This window comes from Streptomyces sp. ICC1 (assembly GCF_003287935.1).
GTDB lineage: Bacteria > Actinomycetota > Actinomycetes > Streptomycetales > Streptomycetaceae > Streptomyces > Streptomyces tritrimontium.
Genome location: NZ_CP030287.1, coordinates 3994151 through 4009786 on the forward strand (window position 1 = coordinate 3994151; position 15636 = coordinate 4009786).

Here is a 15636-nt window from a genome sequence, read left to right on the forward strand (position 1 = left end):
GGGGCGGGACCTACGGCCCCGCCCCGGGGACTTCCCGCGGCTCCGTAGACTCAGGCCCCATGAGCAACGACCCCGCCGTGGAAATCCGCGGACTGGTGAAGCGGTACGGCCCCAAAGCAGCGGTGGACGGCCTGGACCTCACCGTCCGGAGGGCCTCGGTCACCGCAGTCCTCGGTCCCAACGGCGCGGGCAAGACGACCACTGTGGAAACCTGCGAGGGATACCGCCGCCCCGACGCCGGATCCGTCCGCGTCCTCGGCCTCGACCCCGTCACCCAGGGTGACGCCCTGCGCTCCCGCATCGGCGTGATGCTCCAGTCCGGCGGGGTCTACTCCGGCGCCCGCGCCGTGGAGATGCTGCGCCACATGGCCAAGCTCTACGCCGACCCGCTCGACGTCGCCACCCTGGTGGAGCGGCTCGGCCTGGGCGGCTGCGGCCGCACCCCCTACCGCCGGCTCTCCGGCGGCCAGCAGCAGCGCCTGGCCCTCGCCATGGCCGTCGTGGGCCGCCCCGAGCTGGTCTTCCTGGACGAGCCGACCGCCGGCCTCGACCCGCAGGCCCGCCGCGCGACCTGGGAGCTCGTACGGGAGCTGCGCGCCGACGGGGTCTGCGTCGTCCTCACCACCCACCACATGGACGAGGCCGAACAGCTCGCGGACGAGGTCGCCATCGTCGACGCCGGCAAGGTCATCGCGCACGGCACCCCCGACCAGCTGTGCCGCGGCGGCGCCGAGAACACCCTGCGCTTCACCGGCCGCCCCGCCCTCGACCTCGCCTCGCTGCTCAAGGCCCTGCCCGACGGCACCCAGGCCGCGGAGCTCGTCCCCGGCGTCTACCGGGTCGTCGGCGACGTCGACCCGCAGCTGCTGGCCACCGTCGCCTCCTGGTGCGCGCAGCACGGCGTGATGCCGGACAGCCTCGCGGTGGAGCGGCACACCCTCGAAGACGTCTTCCTCGAACTGACCGGTAAGGAGCTGCGCGCATGAGCGCCGGTACGTTCACCCCCCGTCCGGGGGCCGCGCCCGTGTCCCGCATGATCCTCGCGCAGACCGCGCTGGAGACGCGGATGCTCCTGCGCAACGGCGAGCAGCTGCTGCTGACCGTGATCATCCCCGCGCTGCTGCTGGTGCTGTTCTCCGCGGTCGACATCGTCGACCTGCCCCTTCGGGAGGGGGGCGCCGAGAAGTCCGTGGACTACCTCGCCCCCGGCATCCTGGCGCTGGCCGTGATGTCCACCGCCTTCACCGGCCAGGCCATCGCCACCGGCTTCGACCGCCGGTACGGGGTCCTCAAGCGGCTCGGGGCCTCGCCGCTGCCGCGCTGGGCGCTGATGGCGGCCAAGACCCTGTCGGTGCTGGTCACCGAGGTGCTCCAGATCGCGCTGCTGACGGCGATCGCCTTCGCGCTGGGCTGGTCCCCGCACGGCGACCCGTTCTCGGTGGCCGCGCTGATCCTGCTCGGCACCGCCGCGTTCTCCGGGCTCGGCCTGCTGATGGCGGGCACGCTCCGAGCCGAGGCGACGCTGGCCGCCGCCAATCTGGTCTTCCTGCTGCTGCTGGTCGGCGGCGGGGTCATCGTGCCCCTGGAGAAGTTCCCGGCCGGGGCGCAGACCGTGCTCGGGCTGCTGCCGATCTCGGCGCTCTCCGACGGACTGCGCGAGGTGCTCCAGCACGGGGCCGCGCTGCCCTGGGGCGACGCGGCCGTCCTCGCGGTCTGGGCCGTACTCGGTCTGGGCGCCGCCGGACGCCTCTTCCGCTGGGAGTGAATCCCTTCCCCTGAGCGTTCCCCCGGCAGGAGGATGGGCGCGTCCACACGACAGCGCACCACAGACGCCGGGGGGCGGCATGGCGCAGCGGGAGGCCGTTCTGCGGCTGGACGAACAGTGGGCGCGGATCCGGTCGGGGGCGGCGCACGCGGAGCCCGCGGAGGCCGACGCCCTGCTGGCCGAGCTGATCGGCGCGCTGCGCGAGCCGGCCCGCGGCGACGCCGAGTGCACGGCCCGGCTGGGCCTGCGGCTGAGCGACCTCGCGGCCCGCCGCTTCGGCGCGGGCGACCGGGCCGGGGCACTGGCCGCCATCGAGGAGGGGCTGCGGTTCTCGCAGCAGGCCGCCGGACACGCCCCCGAGTACGCGCGCTGGTACGCCCGGGGCCTGATCAACCAGGGGGTCTGGCTGTCCTGGCCGCTCAGCGACGGGGACCGGCTGCCCAGGCACCCCCTCGGCCCCGGCGCCGAGAGCGGTCCCAGCGCCATGGAGCGGGCGGCGGGCGAGCGCGCCCGGGACCTGACGCGCGGAGCCGTGGAGGTCTGGGCGGCCCTGGACCAGGAGGATCCGGTCAACCAGCGGGGCCTCGCCCAGGCGAAGGTCTTCCTCGGCGACCGGCTCGCGGAGCTGGGCCTGGCCGAGGAGTCCGTGGGATGGGCGGTCGACGCGGAGGGCGCCTTCCGGCGGCTGCTGCTCGCCGCTCCGGGCTCCGAGGAGTCGCAGGAGGCCGAGGAGGCCCTGGACCACATCGGCCGCCAGCTCGAACTGCGCCTGCGCTTCCTCGCCTTCGGTTCCCTGGCGGGCCTGCGCGCCCGCGGGCTGCTGCCCGAACGGCTGCTGCCCCAGGCCGTGGTGGCCGCCCGGATCCAGGGCGTGGCCGAGGAGGAGATCGCCGGCCGGCTGCGGCTGGAGGCCGACCAGGTCCGCACGATGCTGGAGGTGACCCCCTGGCTCGCGGTGTGGCGGATCGAGGTGCGCGGCTCCGACGGACTGTGGAACGTACAGTCACATCCCTGGCGCAGCGGTGCGGAAGTGCGAAACAGGACAGCCGAGGACGTAGCGTCCGAATTGGTACGGAGCTTCGCGGCGTCTCCCGACTACCCGGGCGACGGCGCGCATTGGCGGATCCGCGTCTGGTGGCATGCGGAAGGCGACCCCGCCGGGGCCCGGTTCCGGCTGGTCATCGGCCCGGACGCTCCTGCCGCCACCCCCTCGTGAAACTTTGCACAAGTGTCCGCGTACGATAAGGGCCGTGTTGACCCCCCTCGCATATCTCGCCCGCCGCTGGACTCCGTCGCCCCGGACCGTCCAGCGGGCCGCGTTCGCAGCGGTGCTCATGAGCGTCGTCATCGTCGTCACCGGCGGCGCGGTACGGCTGACCGGATCCGGTCTCGGCTGCGACACATGGCCCAAGTGCACCGACGGCAGCCTGATCGTGACCCAGGAGCAGGGCTTCCACGGGGTCATCGAGTTCGGCAACCGCATGCTGACGTACGTGCTCTGCGCGGCCGTCGGCTGGGCGATCACCGCGGCCCGCTGCGCCACGCCGTGGCGGTGCTCGCTGACCCGGCTCGGCTGGCTCCAGTTCGCCATCGTGATGGGCAACGCGGTCCTCGGCGGCATCACCGTCCTGACGGGGCTCAACCCCTACAGCGTGGCCGGGCACTTCATGCTCGCCACCGCGCTGATCACCGTCACGACGATCACCTGGCAGCGCACCCGCGAGGGTGACGGCCCCGCCCGTCCGCGCGTGCCCGCTCCGGTGCGGGCCCTCTCGCGGGCGCTGATCGCGGCCACCGTCGTCCTGGTCGCGGCGGGCACCGTGGTCACCGGCTCCGGCCCGCACGCGGGCGACAGCAGCGAGATCAAGCGGATGCCGTTCGACTGGGCGACGACCGCCCACGTGCACGCGGTCTCCGCCTGGCTGGTGTGTGCGCTCGCCGTCGCGATGTGGCTGCTGCTGCGCGTGGCCGACTCCCCCGTCGACACCCGGGCCCGCGCCCGCGACCTGCTGATCGTGCTGCTCGCGCAGGGCGCCATCGGCTACGTCCAGTACTTCACCAAGGTTCCCGAGGCCCTGGTCGCCGCCCACATGCTCGGCTCCTGCCTGGTGTGGATCGCGGTGCTCCGGGTCGCGCTGAGCCTGCGCGAGCGGCCGTCGGCGCAGGCCGGCATCCCGGCCCAGGGCGACGCCCAGCTCACCAACGCCTGAGCCGTCCGCTCCCGTGCGGGGCTTGCCGCGCGGGGCTTGCCGTGCGGGCGTCAGCCCCGCTCGTCGAGCCGGTAGACGCGGCGTGCGTTGCCCGCCGCGACCATCGCCGCCACCCGCTCCGCGTCCCGCCAGGACCAGGAGCCCTCGGCGACCCAGCCGCCCAGGACCCGGCCCAGCGCCTCCCGGAAGGCCAGGGCTCCGACCGCGTGCAGTTCGGGCAGCTGCCGTCCGCCGCCGCCGAACATCAGCTTTCCGAACGGGGCGATCTCCAGGGACTCGGCGAGCACTTCGGTCGCCCGCGCCCCCGAGGGCCCGAGGGCGGCGCCCAGATCGGCGTGGACGTGCGGAAAGAGTGCCGCCAGTCGCGCGGCCTGCCGGTGGTACGGGTATCCGCCCAGCATGACCACCCGCGTACCGGGTCCCGCCGCCGCCCGCAGGAACTCCGTCAGCCGCCTCGGCTCCCCCGAGTCCCCGCCCGTGTGCAGCTGGAGCGGCAGTCCGGACGCCAGCGCGCTCCACAGCAGGTGCCGCAGGAGTACGGGATCCCGTACTCCTGCGGCACCTGCTGGGTTCCTCGCGACCCGCACGACGTCCTCGCGGAACTCCTGGGGATAAGGCTTGGGCACAGCGACATCCTTCCCACCTGCCATGCAAGGCAAGCCAGTTCAGATGTCACCCGATCGTGCGGCAGACCCAACTGGTCCCGGCGAAGATCGAAGGGGTGCGGTCCAAGACGAAACGCCTGGCCGCACGGGGCTGGCTCGTTGAGGAAACCCCGGGCTTCTTCAGCGTCGCCGCTTCGCGAGGCGGCGGCTCATGACCATGGTCATCGACCACAGCACCATCGCCTCGGCCGTTTTGGTCCGCCTCTCGTAGTCGCGGGCCAGGCGGCGCGAGCGCATCAGCCACCCGAACGTGTGAACTCGCATGACGCGGGCGCGATGCAGCTCAGCGAGCGCCGACATCAATGGCCGAGGCCACGGCCCCCGAGAAGCCGCTCGGCAACGTCATCGCCGACGCCCAGCTCGAAGGTCTCGCCCCTGCCGACAAGGGCGGAGCGGAAGTCACGTTCATGAACCCGGGCGGCATCCGCGCGGACCTGGTGCACAAGGCGTCCGGCAGTGAGGGCGACAGGGTCGTCACCTACGGCGAGGCGTTCACCGTGTAGCCGTTCACCAACATGATGAACGTCGTCGACCTGACCGGTGCCCAACTGGTCACCGCGCTCCAGCAGCAGGTCAGCAGCTCCAACGGGGCCAGCCCGAAGATCCTCCAGGTCTCCGAGGGCCTCACCTACACCCTCGATCTGACGAAGAGCGGCGCGGACCGCGTGGTCGCCGACACCATCAAGCTGAACGGCGAGGCGATCGCCCCGGCGCGCACCTACCGCGTCGCGATGAACGAGTTCCTCGCGGGCGGCGGCGACGGCTTCGCGGCCCTCGGCCAGGGCACGAACAAGCTGGTCGGCGCCTTCGACCTGGACCTGTCCAACGCCTACCCGGCGGCCCACTCCACGGCCGCCGCACCGCTGACCCCGCCGGCGACGGACCGGATCACGATCATCCAGTAACTCCCCCTGGACGAAGGGGCGGTGGGCCTGCGGGCCTGCCGCCCCTTTCTCATCGGCTCCCGCACGGGCCAGCCGACCCGATCCGGCCGACCGACCGACCAGATCCAGCCCATAGAGTAGGCAGCTGATAGCTGGACGCACCCCCTTAGCAGCCCTTGAGGAGCCCGCCGGGTGAGCAACGTACTGAGTATGAACTGCGTCCGGGGAAGGGTCCAGGACCCGGGGACGGTCAGGGATTCGATCGACTTCACCGACGGTTCGGGACCGGCCCGCATGGTCGCGTACCCGGAGCGCGAGCTGCCGCCGGGCGGCATACCCGCCTATCTCGCGGCCCGCAAGAGCGGCGCCCGCGCCTTCGTATTGTGGGCCGACGAACACCGTCGGGAGCGGGTGGCCACGGTGGTGACCCAGTCCGCCGCCGGCGGTGTCGCCACCTTCCAGGTCCTCGGCGCGCACGGCGAGCACATCGGCACGATCGTGCGCGAGAAGACGTTCCGAGGCAGGGGCCTTCGCACGCGCTGGACCGTGACCCCGCCCGGCGCCCCCGATGCGGTGGGCTACAAGGGCCGGATCGTGTGGTGGTTCGTGTGGTGGCTGTGTCTGCCCCTGATGGTGCTGATCGTCCTCTTCTCCATCCTCGACAGCTCCCCGAGCGTGGGCGGTGCCGCGCGCGGCCCCCGGCGCATCCGATGGCGTGCGGGCGGCAGGATGCCCCTGGAGTTCAGGTCCGGCGGCGACAAGCTGCACCTGCACGAACCGGACCTGGACTGGCGGCTCGGGGCCGCACTGGTCGCCCTGGTACGCAGCTTCAGCTCCATCAGGTGGGACGCCATGAAGAAGTGAAGGGTGGTGTTCCGGGGCCGCGCACAGTAGAACTGGTCCCATGTCCGACCAGCAGCCTCCCTCCCACTGGCCCTGGCCGCCCGGTGCGCCCGGCGTGTACGCGCCACCGCAGGCCCGTGAGGTCACCGCTTCCTACCGGCGGTGGGCGGGCGTTCTCACCTGGACCGTCGTCGTCGTCGCCGCCCTCATGGCAGTCGCGCTCGTGGTGAGCATCGTCTTCCTCGTATGGGCGGACCAGGACACGCGGAACGCCGCCTACGGCTACCTCGCGCTCGTTCTCTGGGTCGGGATCGCCGCAGGGGTCCCGGTCCTGATCGGGGTCGCGGTCCCCGCCCGAGGCATGAGGCGTCGGGTGCGGCAGCAGAGCCGGGAGGGGAACGCGCCTTCGTAGGACGCCGCCGGGTGTGCAGGCCGGGGCCGGTGCTCCCGGACCTCCCGGTCAGGTCGCGTGTCCTCGGTTCGGCGCGTGCGGTCCAAGGCGAAGCGTCTGGCCGCGCGGGGCTGGCTTGCCAAGGACACCTCGGGCTCCTTCAGCGTCGCTGTTTCGCGAGGCGGCGGCTCATGACCATGGTCATCGACCACAGCACCATCGCCTCGGCCGTTTCGGTCCGCCTCTCGTAGTCGTGTGTCAGGCGGCGCGAGCGCATCAGCCACCCGTACACCACATCCCCGGACGTGACCCTGGGCCGCGACGAAGGCCCGCCAGCCCGTGAGGGCCGTCAGATGCCTTCGGTGAGAAACCTAGCCCTCACCAACCTTCGATGACAACGCTCAACCTTCGCTGCGAGAGATCACCTGTGCCGAGTCGCTGACCGCTGTCATCCAATCCAGGCGTTTGACAGCGAACCCAGTCGTTTCGCCTTCCTTGCCAGCGAACCTAGGAGCTGTCCGGTCGATCATTGCGCTGCCTCGTGCTCGGGCTCCTGTCTGCGCCGGGTGCGGATTCAGGCAGCGGTGATCGGCCGCAGCTTCTCGCCGACGGCGCGGCCCGCGACAATGTGGGTATGGATGCTGCTGAAGACCCTGTAGCCGTGGTTGCATGCCTGCTGGATGAGCCGTGGGACGGCAGGTGGAACAGCCTTGAGGTGGCGGGCGTCGATCTAGTGTCGATTTACACCAGGATGGAGGGCTGCACGTACACGTGGATCACCAATGGCGGCTCCCTCCACGAGCGGGGGATGGCGACCGTGAGGTTCATCTCTGACGAGATTGAGAGGGTCCTTCCCGAGCTGGCTGAACATGACAGCGTGCACGTATGGCATCGGTTGCACCGGATGGCTCAGCTGATGGTCGCTCACAACAACGCACCGGTTGAGGAGAGTTCCTAGGAACTCTCCGGTCGGTCATGTGCGGAGCCAGATGACGAGGCTTGCCGCCGTGATGGTGCCGAGGAAAACGTAGCCACGCTTGTCATAGCGGGTGGCCACTGCTCGGTGGTTCTTGAGCCTGTTGATGGCTCGTTCGACGGTGTTGCGCTTCTTGTAGCGGTCCTCGTCGAACCCCGGTGGCCGGCCGCCGTGTGCGCCTCTTCGCAGGCGGGCGGCCCGGCTGTCGGCCTTCTCCGGGATCGTGTGCGGGATGCCCCGGCGTCGCAGGTACTCCCGACACGGCCGGTTGCTGTAGGCCTTGTCAGCGGCGATGCTGTCCGGCCTGTTGCGGGGCCTGCCCGGCCCGAGACGGGGAACGCGGATCTTCTCCAGCACCGGTCGGAACTGGGGGCTGTCACTCCGCTGGCCGGCAGTGATGAGCAGGGACAGCGGGCGGCAGCGACCGTCGGCGCTCAGGTGGATCTTGCTGGTGAAGCCACCCCGCGAGCGGCCCAGTCCCTCACCTGCTGCACCACCTCCGCCAGCCGGCCGACCAGGCTCTGCCACGGAGGTTCGGCCAGGTGTTCCGCCGCGTCGCCCCCCTTTGGAGCGGCCGTGGTAGGTGGCGGGTCGTTGCGGGCGCCGGCGGCATGCTGATGAGCGCGCACGCTCGTCGAGTCGACCGAGACGTCCCAGTCCACGTCACCCGCGGCGTCGGCTGCGGCTTGGATCTGCTGCAGCAGATGTTCCCAGGTGCCGTCTGCGGACCACAGCCGGTGGCGCTCGTAGACCGTCTTCCAGGGCCCGAACCGCTCGGGAAGGTCGCGCCACTGCACACCGGTCCGCACTCGGTGCAGAATCCCGTCGATTACCTGCCGATGGTCTCGCCATCGGCCACAACGACCATTGCTCACCGGCAGGAACGGCCAGAGCCGTTCCCACTCGGCATCCGACAAGTCACCACGCTGATCCCGCCCCATACCCCGACCAACGAGTCAGGAGCGAGCCAGTCACATGATCGGCCGGACAGCTCCTAGGTCGTACGAGGTGACATGCTGGGGGTGCTGGGTGGCTGATGGGGCTCGATGAATCTCCCCACCCGACGCTCGGGGGTGGGACAGACCTGCTCGCCCAAGTTTCCCACCATCGGGGCTACGGTCGGGCACCACAGCGGACGGGCTGCCCGATAGCCAGCCATGTCCAGGGGGCAGCCTCGTAGTCCCAGCTTGGACGCAATAAGCGGTGTTGGTGTGAAGGGCACAGGCGAACGAATAGCCGTGCGCCGGCCGTCGTTCCTGGAGATGGGACAAGGCCCCGATCTCAGCCTTGAGACAGGGGCCCTGTGTTCTCGTCGGCCGGTGGGTGGCCGATTTGCCGGTCTACGGGATGCCGTTGACCATCTCGCACCGCAGGGCGGTGTCGCCGTCGCCTGCTTCGCCGTCACAGTCGTCGGTCTGCGGCCCGCCGTCGAGGTGGTCGTCGCCGGGGCCCGCCCGGAGCGTGTCGTCCCCGTTGCCGGCCTTGAGCCGGTCCTTCCCGCCCGCGGTGCCGATGGTCTCCGTGGCGTCGAAGTTGGTGTTGTCGCCAAAGAGCGTGTCGTTGCCCCCGCGGCCTTCGATCAGATCGCGGCCGGCAGTCGTGACGGTGGCGTCGACGACGGCGCTGTCACCGATGAGGACTTCGTCCGCGCTGCCGCCGATGAGCCGGTCGTTGCCTGCGCCGGTGGCGCTCCCCCCTGCAGGGTCAATGATGTTGTGGTCCCCGACCGCGGCGAAACCGCCGTCGGGCCCCAGGTTGGTCAGGTCGTCCCCACCACTGCCCTTTGCATCACGGGCGGCCTCACTGTCGCCGACGATGAATTCCAGACCGGGGCCACCGAGGAGGACGTCATCACCGGCGCCCGTAGCGGATCCTTCGATGGCCAGCGAATCCCCGGTGAGGTGGTCGTCCCCTGCGCCACCTTCCAGTCGGTCATCGCCACCGCCGCTGGCGTCGCCTCCCGCAAAGCTGACGCTGTCGCCGTACAGGCCGTCGTTGCCGTTGCCTCCGAAGACCTGGTCCTTCCCTCCCCCCGTGGCATTGCCCCCGTCAGTGCTGGAGTCGCCCACGAGGTTGTCATCGTCATCACCCCCGAACAAACGATCGTCGCCGCCGCCCACGACGTTGCCGTTGTCGGCCCGCAGGTCGCCACGGATGATGTCGTTACCCGGCCCACCGTCGATCCGGTCGTCGCCGAGTCCACCAAGCAGACGGTCCTCTCCAGCCAGCCCGCAGATGCGGTCGTTGCCGCCCATGCCGTCGATCCTGTCGGCGCCCAGCGAGCCGATGATGACGTCATCTCCCGGTGTCCCATTGATCGTCCCCGAACCCGTGATGGTCGCCGAGCGGCCAAAGCAGTCGGCCTTCACCGGGCCCGCAGCGACCGCGGGAAGCCCGAGCGTGAGCACTGCCGCCGCAGTGAGTCCGGCTGCAAAGGCCTTCCGAAATGCCGGACGGCAGGACCTGCCCAGACGTTGAGGCCGAGGAGCGCGATGTGCAGTCATACAAAACCTCCTGGCTGATGGCTCCCGGTGATGCTGGGCAGGGCCGGATCCAACAGCGTGTGTCTCCCAAGACGGGGCAGAGGACAGCTCTTCATGAAACACATCGAACCGTATGGGCCGCTCTCCACGAGGACCGCCGGGCCCAGCATCCGGGTGAGGCCACTCGCAACCCGCAAGGCGCCAAAAGCTACTGACAGGCCATTTGTTCCCTGGCGTCCGAGCTGCGACTACAAGGCCGGGTCGAGCTGTCGCCGGTTGGCGAGGCCCAGCGCATTGCACCGCCGACGGCGCCCTTGACTGCTCCGCAGCCCGCATACTCCACGAGCGGGCGGCCCCGACCCCCGTTGCCGACAGCAACCGACCGGGGAACGAAGAGCAGCTCTGGGGAAAATTCGGGATCCGCATCATGGCCGTACCGGTTGGGGTGAATCTTGCGGAGCCGTACTCGCCCCTGAGTCTCTCTCGCGCATAGTCACTGAAGGGGCCCTCAGTAACCTCCGTATCTTGGTGCCATGACGGACGAGGATGAACCAAGGCTCTACGTGAACCGCTGGGGCGACACATCAGATCCAGCCCCGGAGCGGCGGGGGCCCCGCCAGGACGCGGGCTCGTGCTTCGATCAGTCCAGGCCTCAACCGCGAGCCCGCGTCGGTTTCCACACCGAACGGCAGGACACCTCCGCCCCGGGCTGGCAGCACCTGCTGGAGCTGGTCGATGAGGCCGAAGCCGACGGGCGCGAAGAGTTCCGTCCCCTCACCGAGCTGAGCCCAGAAGAACGGCGGCAGGTCATCACCCTGCCGCCGAGCATCGCCAGACTTACGGCGGTCAAACACTTGGTTCTCTACGGCAGTAACTTGGTCCGGATCCCGCCCGAGATCGGATCCATGGCCAGCCTGGAGGAGTTCACCCCCTACACCTCCTACCGGCTGCACTGGTTCCCCTACGAGATCACGCGATGCCGGAAGCTGACCCGCAGCACAGTGAGCACACGCGCGTTGTTCGGCAACGAGAAGCAGCGGCCACCCTTCCCGAGGCTTCAGCCTGCCCAGGACTCCGTCGTGGACCTCGATCTGGAGAACCTGGATCCCCGGCGATGGGGAGACACCGCCATCCATCGCTGCAGTGCCTGCAACCATCCGATCGCACAGGGCGGACTCCATCAGGTGTGGATCTCGCTACGCGTGGCCACCGACGTGCTTCCTTTGCTGGTCAGCGCCTGCTCGTCGGCGTGTGTCGCCGACCTCCCCGACGGTGCGAAGGGCTACATCCCCACACCGCACACAGGCGGCCGAGTCGATCAGCCGGCGTCCGACTGAGACTGACCAGCCGACGTGTCGCCAACGCCACGACCGATCTCACGTGATCGTTTGCCAACCAACTTAGTCGTGGCAGGTCAGCGCGACCCAGGCGACTAACTTCAGTGTCAAAGGACAGTCGCACTTCAAAGATCACCTGACAGTCGATTCTACTGGCGGTAGAATCGACTGTATGAGCAGCAGCAAGCCCACGAGCATCAAGACGACGGAAGCGACACGCGACCGCCTGCGGATTCTCGCCCAGGAGCGCGGCACGACCATCACCGAACTCCTGGAGGACCTCGCCGCGGCGCAGCTGACTGTTGCCGAGCAGGAGGAGCGCGCCCTCGAGGCAGCTTCTGAGCTCGGGCTGGAGTACACCGAGCAGCTCCAGCGGACCGGGCAGTCGGCGTGGGAGAAAGTCCGCGCCCATCAGGACGGTGCCGCGGCGTGAGCCTGACGGTGGTCTTCGACCACACGGCCCTGGTCGCCCTGTACAGGGCGGACCCGTTCCTCACCGGGCTCTACATCGAATCGTCTCGGGGCACGGGCCGTGTTTTGATCCCGGCCCTGTCCCTGCTCGCTGCCGAACGTACGACGCCCGGGGCCGGCGCCCACGCCGCGCGCCTGCGGTTCGCCGAGACCGTCGCGTTCACCGGTGCGCACGCACTGGACTCGAGCTCGTGGCCGGCCACCGACTGGGCGATCACGCACCCGGCGGCCATGGCCTGGCAAGCCGCGAAGGACGGGGAGCCCGTCACCGTCCTCTCCCTGAGCCCGCAGGCGTACGAGGGCACCGGTATCTACCCGCTCAACCCCTCCTGACGACTGACCGCAGCGCCCTACAGCAGCCCGCCAAGCGGCAGAACCCGTTCGGTCAGCTGCCCGCGCAGCCTCCCACGGGCGGTGTCGGCTGAGGTCAGCCAGCCGGCGGCGACCAGCAGCGCGGTGTGCTCCGCGATGTCCCCGGGTGCCAGGGCGCAGAACCCGCCGGCCTTGTCGAGTGAGAGCCCGTCGTCGCCGGAGTGTCCGAGGCGGCCGTCGGGCTGCGTGTGGGCGGCGGTGTACACGGCGAGAAGCCTGGTCGCGGCGCCGAGTTTGTTCTTCCGGAGATTCCGGTCTCCGACGGCCCTCTGAGCCCAGCCTGAGACCCTGCCGCGGGCGTCCTTGCCGAAGGAGAAGGGTCGGCCCTGTTCCGGCAGGAGGGCGGGGACGGTGAAGGTGGTGTAGTTCTCGGGCCGGGAGACCAGGGCTTCGGCAACGCTGCCCGGAAGGTGCAGCCAGCCAGCTGCGACCAGTTGGTCGAGTGCCTGGTCGGCTCCGTGCGGGAGCCAGCCGGTGATGTCCTGGCCGGTGATGTTCCCGGTGCCGTCCCGGGCCGCCCGCAGGGTGAGCAGGAGCACCATGAGGTGTACCTGCGGCTCAGGGCGCGGGGCGTGGGCTTGGACGTACTCAAGGACGACGCGGGCGTGCGCAGCGTGGTTACGGGTCAACAGCCTCTCCACCACAGGCACATTCGCGTCGCCGGCGGGGAGCCCGGTGCGGTTGGCATGCATGTCCCGGGTGGTCAGCGCGGCGCTCTCAGCCCGCTGCGCCTCGTGGCGCAGTGAGGCGTCGCCCGTGGCGTCGGCCCACTGGGCAAACGCCCGTGCCTTGCGGTCGTGGAGATCGGCCAGCAAGACGAGGTCGGGTTCGGGGTTGTGCTGGTAGGCGCGAAACGCGTCGCCGAGCTCGATGAGCTCCACACGCAGTGTGTCGGGCTTCAGGTCGTACGGCACGGTCCGCTGAGCGATCTTCCCCCACCGCTTGGCCCGGCGCGGCGCCGTGGTGGCAGTGCGGGCCGCGGGCACGGACGACAGTCCGGCAGCTTCGGGTGCTTCGCCAGCCTCGAGGGTGGCGGGGGAGGAGGTGCGGTCGGAGAACACGGCCACCGCTCCCACGGGGTCGCCGACCGCCGGCTGTCCGGGTACCTGCCGGCCGGCACCGCTTGCAACGGGCTGAGGCGGGGCGGTGTCGAGGACGCGGCAGCCAGCGGTGGCGGCCGCGCAGCGCGCGCACACCTCCGCGATCCGCCACAGCCGTCCGGCACGGTCCGCGGTTACCGCCAGGACCACCGGGCCCCCGCACGTCCCTGGGGCTGTCACCAGCCGCTGTTCGGCCCGCCGGGCCGGGCGGGTGGTGGGGTCGGGGGTGTGCCACGCGCAGTCGGCCGTGCGGCAGGCGCACCAGGCCGTGGGGCGCGGGCCGCCGCCGGTACGGATCTGGGCCAGGTGTGTGTTGACGTGCCTGATGGCGGCCTTGCGTCCGTCGGCAGCACTGGGCAAGCGCTGTTCGCTGCAGGCTGGGCGGGAGCAGGTGAGCCTGACCGTGCCAGCGGAGGGACGGCCGTGGGGATCCAGCCGCACGAGCCACACCCGTCCCGTGACGCGGTGCTCCTCCTGCTGCGTACCGGCATCCACCGCCATGCGTGTGCTCCCCACGTTGGTCGCTCCGTTGCCTGGGCGGCCCCATCATCAGGGATATTCACCGGTCGCCTACGGAAGTAGGCCCAGGTTTCACCCGGCGCGCCGGATGACCAACCGCAAGGCCGGAGAGGTCCGTGAGGACGACGTGGCCAAAGGGGTCAACGGCGGAAGGCTGCGTGTGAAGCCGGCGCCCGGCGGCACGGGAAGCAGTCAAGAACGGACACCGGCTCCGGCCGAGCCGTCCCCGGCGAAGAGATCTCACGCATAGGGGGTGCCAGCACGGGTGGGCGGTCGCCTGGTGAGGATTCTGGTGAGTGAGTGGTGAGTTGCGCCAGTCCTCGACATTCCGGGCCCTGACCACAGCTGGTGACGGGGCTCTACCGATGCCTCCACATGCTCTGACCTGGGATGGGGAGTGGCGCGGCGAGTTCACCAGTTCGTGCTTCCATACGCCCTGGACGGGCCCTGCCGGCGCGCAGGACGATGAAGGCATGAGCGGGCAGGACCAGGGCCAGGACGTCGTCGCTGAACCGCGGCGGCAGCCGCTGACTGCCGAGCAGGCGCGTGCGGTGACGGCTGGGCTGCTTGAGGCGATGGAGGACGTCCGCCGTACGGTCGCGGTGCTCGCTGCCCGGGTCCGTGATGCGCATACCGCCCGCGTCTGGGTCCCGCTGGGAGAAGGCTCGTGGGAGTCGTACTGCGCCACGGAGCTCGGCATCAGCCTGTTGAGCGACGCTGAAGATGAGCATGAGGGCGACGTGCTGGTTGTCGATGGGGCGGGATGAAACGACCCCGGCGGCCGTTAGGCCGCCGGGGTCGTCGTGAACACGGTGTCGGCTTCGTGCTCACTCTGTCGCGTGGGTCTCGGTGATGGCGGTGCGGGTGGAGGACTCGTCGACGATGCCTTTCTCCTCGGTGAAGGCGGCGATGAGGGACTGCCAGGCGATGTTGTTGACCGAGCGGGGCAGGCCGCGGCTGGTGAGGTGGATCAGTTCGACGGCGTCGTCGGAGAACAGGGTGTCCTCTCGTCCGGCGATCGTGAGGTGGTGCTTGATGTAGCTGGCGGTCTCCTCCTTGCTCATCGTGGGCATCTGGTAGCTGATCGAGATCCGCTGGTCCAGGGCCGCCAGGACGCCGTGTTTCATCCGTTTGCGCAGGGTGGGCTGGCCGATCAGCAACACCGCGAACGGCGTCGTGGAGTCCATGTCGTAGTTGGTGAGCATGCGGATCGCGTCCAGCTCCTGGTGGTCGAGGAGGTGCGACTCGTCGATCACCACGGCCGGCGTTCGTCCCCGTTCGTCGACCTCGGCGGCCAGCGCGGCAGACGCCTGGGTGGCGAGAGCGGCCAGGTGGAACTTGGGGGTCCCGCCCAGGCTGGTGACGATGCGGTCATAGAGGCCGCGCATGCCGACCTCGGGATTGGGCTGGTAGATGACCGTGAACCGGGCCGGGTCGAGCGAGGCGACGGCACCTTTGAGAGCGACGGTCTTTCCGGATCCGACCTCGCCAGTGACCACGCCGATCGCCCGGTTGTTGATGCACCACGCGATCCGGGCGGCAGCTTCCCGGTGGGAGTGGTGCTGGTGAAGCATGGACGGAGCCAGGTTCCGGCCGAAGGGGACGCGGGTGAAACCGAAA

At 70.1% G+C, this 15636-nt stretch carries 14 protein-coding genes and 4 pseudogenes; 12 read left to right on the top strand and 6 right to left on the bottom strand.

The window, feature by feature from the left end; genetic code table 11:
* Nucleotides 1-59: 59 nt before the first annotated feature.
* From DRB96_RS18860 to DRB96_RS18875, 4 genes are all read left to right on the top strand, one after another.
* Nucleotides 60-986, top strand: coding sequence for an ABC transporter ATP-binding protein (locus DRB96_RS18860; protein ID WP_112449516.1), 927 nt, complete (start codon nt 60-62; stop codon nt 984-986).
* Nucleotides 983-1765: an ABC transporter permease gene (locus DRB96_RS18865; protein ID WP_112449517.1), complete on the top strand. Its 783-nt coding sequence runs from the start codon at nt 983-985 to the stop codon at nt 1763-1765. Before DRB96_RS18860 ends, DRB96_RS18865 begins: the two co-directional genes overlap by 4 nt.
* A gap of 79 nt (nt 1766-1844) precedes the next feature.
* Nucleotides 1845-2981, top strand: a complete 1137-nt coding sequence (locus tag DRB96_RS18870; protein WP_112449518.1) for a hypothetical protein — start codon at nt 1845-1847, stop codon at nt 2979-2981.
* Between the two features lie 4 nt (nt 2982-2985).
* Nucleotides 2986-3975: a COX15/CtaA family protein gene (locus DRB96_RS18875; RefSeq protein WP_239516227.1), complete on the top strand. Its 990-nt coding sequence runs from the start codon at nt 2986-2988 to the stop codon at nt 3973-3975.
* 50 nt (nt 3976-4025) lie between these two features.
* Here DRB96_RS18875 and DRB96_RS18880 read toward each other — a convergent pair.
* Both DRB96_RS18880 and DRB96_RS18885 read right to left on the bottom strand, forming a co-directional pair.
* A pseudogene (locus DRB96_RS18880) lies at nt 4026-4565 on the bottom strand (amidohydrolase family protein); the annotation flags it as partial.
* 195 nt (nt 4566-4760) lie between these two features.
* A pseudogene (locus tag DRB96_RS18885) lies at nt 4761-4892 on the bottom strand (IS5/IS1182 family transposase); the annotation flags it as partial.
* Nucleotides 4893-4929: 37 nt separating this feature from the next.
* On the opposite strand from DRB96_RS18885, the pseudogene DRB96_RS18890 reads away from it, so the two are divergent.
* From DRB96_RS18890 to DRB96_RS18905, 4 genes and pseudogenes are all read left to right on the top strand, one after another.
* Nucleotides 4930-5545 (top strand): annotated as a pseudogene (locus DRB96_RS18890) (5'-nucleotidase); the annotation flags it as partial.
* A 171-nt stretch (nt 5546-5716) separates the two neighbouring features.
* The gene (locus tag DRB96_RS18895; RefSeq protein ID WP_204357767.1) at nt 5717-6388 is read left to right on the top strand and encodes a hypothetical protein; all 672 of its coding nucleotides are present in this window, start codon (nt 5717-5719) and stop codon (nt 6386-6388) included.
* A gap of 40 nt (nt 6389-6428) precedes the next feature.
* A complete protein-coding gene (locus tag DRB96_RS18900) occupies nt 6429-6779 on the top strand; it encodes a hypothetical protein (RefSeq protein WP_112449521.1) in 351 nt (116 codons plus the stop codon).
* Between the two features lie 613 nt (nt 6780-7392).
* Nucleotides 7393-7716: a hypothetical protein gene (locus DRB96_RS18905; protein WP_162688715.1), complete on the top strand. Its 324-nt coding sequence runs from the start codon at nt 7393-7395 to the stop codon at nt 7714-7716.
* A 15-nt stretch (nt 7717-7731) separates the two neighbouring features.
* Here DRB96_RS18905 and DRB96_RS18910 read toward each other — a convergent pair.
* Together DRB96_RS18910 and DRB96_RS18915 are read right to left on the bottom strand one after the other, a co-directional pair.
* A pseudogene (locus DRB96_RS18910) lies at nt 7732-8675 on the bottom strand (IS5 family transposase).
* A gap of 399 nt (nt 8676-9074) precedes the next feature.
* Nucleotides 9075-10142 carry a calcium-binding protein gene (locus DRB96_RS18915; RefSeq protein ID WP_275431931.1) on the bottom strand — a complete coding sequence of 356 codons (1068 nt, stop codon included), beginning with the start codon at nt 10140-10142 and terminating at the stop codon, nt 9075-9077.
* Between the two features lie 608 nt (nt 10143-10750).
* On the opposite strand from DRB96_RS18915, the gene DRB96_RS18920 reads away from it, so the two are divergent.
* The 3 genes from DRB96_RS18920 (at nt 10751) to DRB96_RS18930 (ending at nt 12358) form a co-directional block, all read left to right on the top strand.
* Nucleotides 10751-11554: a leucine-rich repeat domain-containing protein gene (locus tag DRB96_RS18920; protein WP_112449524.1), complete on the top strand. Its 804-nt coding sequence runs from the start codon at nt 10751-10753 to the stop codon at nt 11552-11554.
* Between the two features lie 172 nt (nt 11555-11726).
* Nucleotides 11727-11987, top strand: a complete 261-nt coding sequence (locus tag DRB96_RS18925; RefSeq protein ID WP_112449525.1) for a hypothetical protein — start codon at nt 11727-11729, stop codon at nt 11985-11987.
* Nucleotides 11984-12358, top strand: a complete 375-nt coding sequence (locus DRB96_RS18930) for a PIN domain-containing protein (protein ID WP_204357768.1) — start codon at nt 11984-11986, stop codon at nt 12356-12358. Before DRB96_RS18925 ends, DRB96_RS18930 begins: the two co-directional genes overlap by 4 nt.
* A 17-nt stretch (nt 12359-12375) precedes the next feature.
* On the opposite strand, the gene DRB96_RS18935 is transcribed toward DRB96_RS18930, so the two are convergent.
* On the bottom strand, nt 12376-13857 hold the full coding sequence (locus DRB96_RS18935; RefSeq protein ID WP_239516328.1) for a hypothetical protein: 1482 nt from the start codon (nt 13855-13857) through the stop codon (nt 12376-12378).
* Between the two features lie 632 nt (nt 13858-14489).
* Here DRB96_RS18935 and DRB96_RS18940 point away from each other — a divergent pair.
* Nucleotides 14490-14783: a hypothetical protein gene (locus tag DRB96_RS18940; protein WP_204357769.1), complete on the top strand. Its 294-nt coding sequence runs from the start codon at nt 14490-14492 to the stop codon at nt 14781-14783.
* A gap of 60 nt (nt 14784-14843) precedes the next feature.
* Here DRB96_RS18940 and DRB96_RS18945 read toward each other — a convergent pair whose 3' ends face one another.
* Complete coding sequence (locus DRB96_RS18945) at nt 14844-15590, bottom strand: AAA family ATPase (protein ID WP_112449527.1); 747 nt, start codon at nt 15588-15590, stop codon at nt 14844-14846.
* Between the last annotated feature and the right edge of the window lie 46 nt (nt 15591-15636).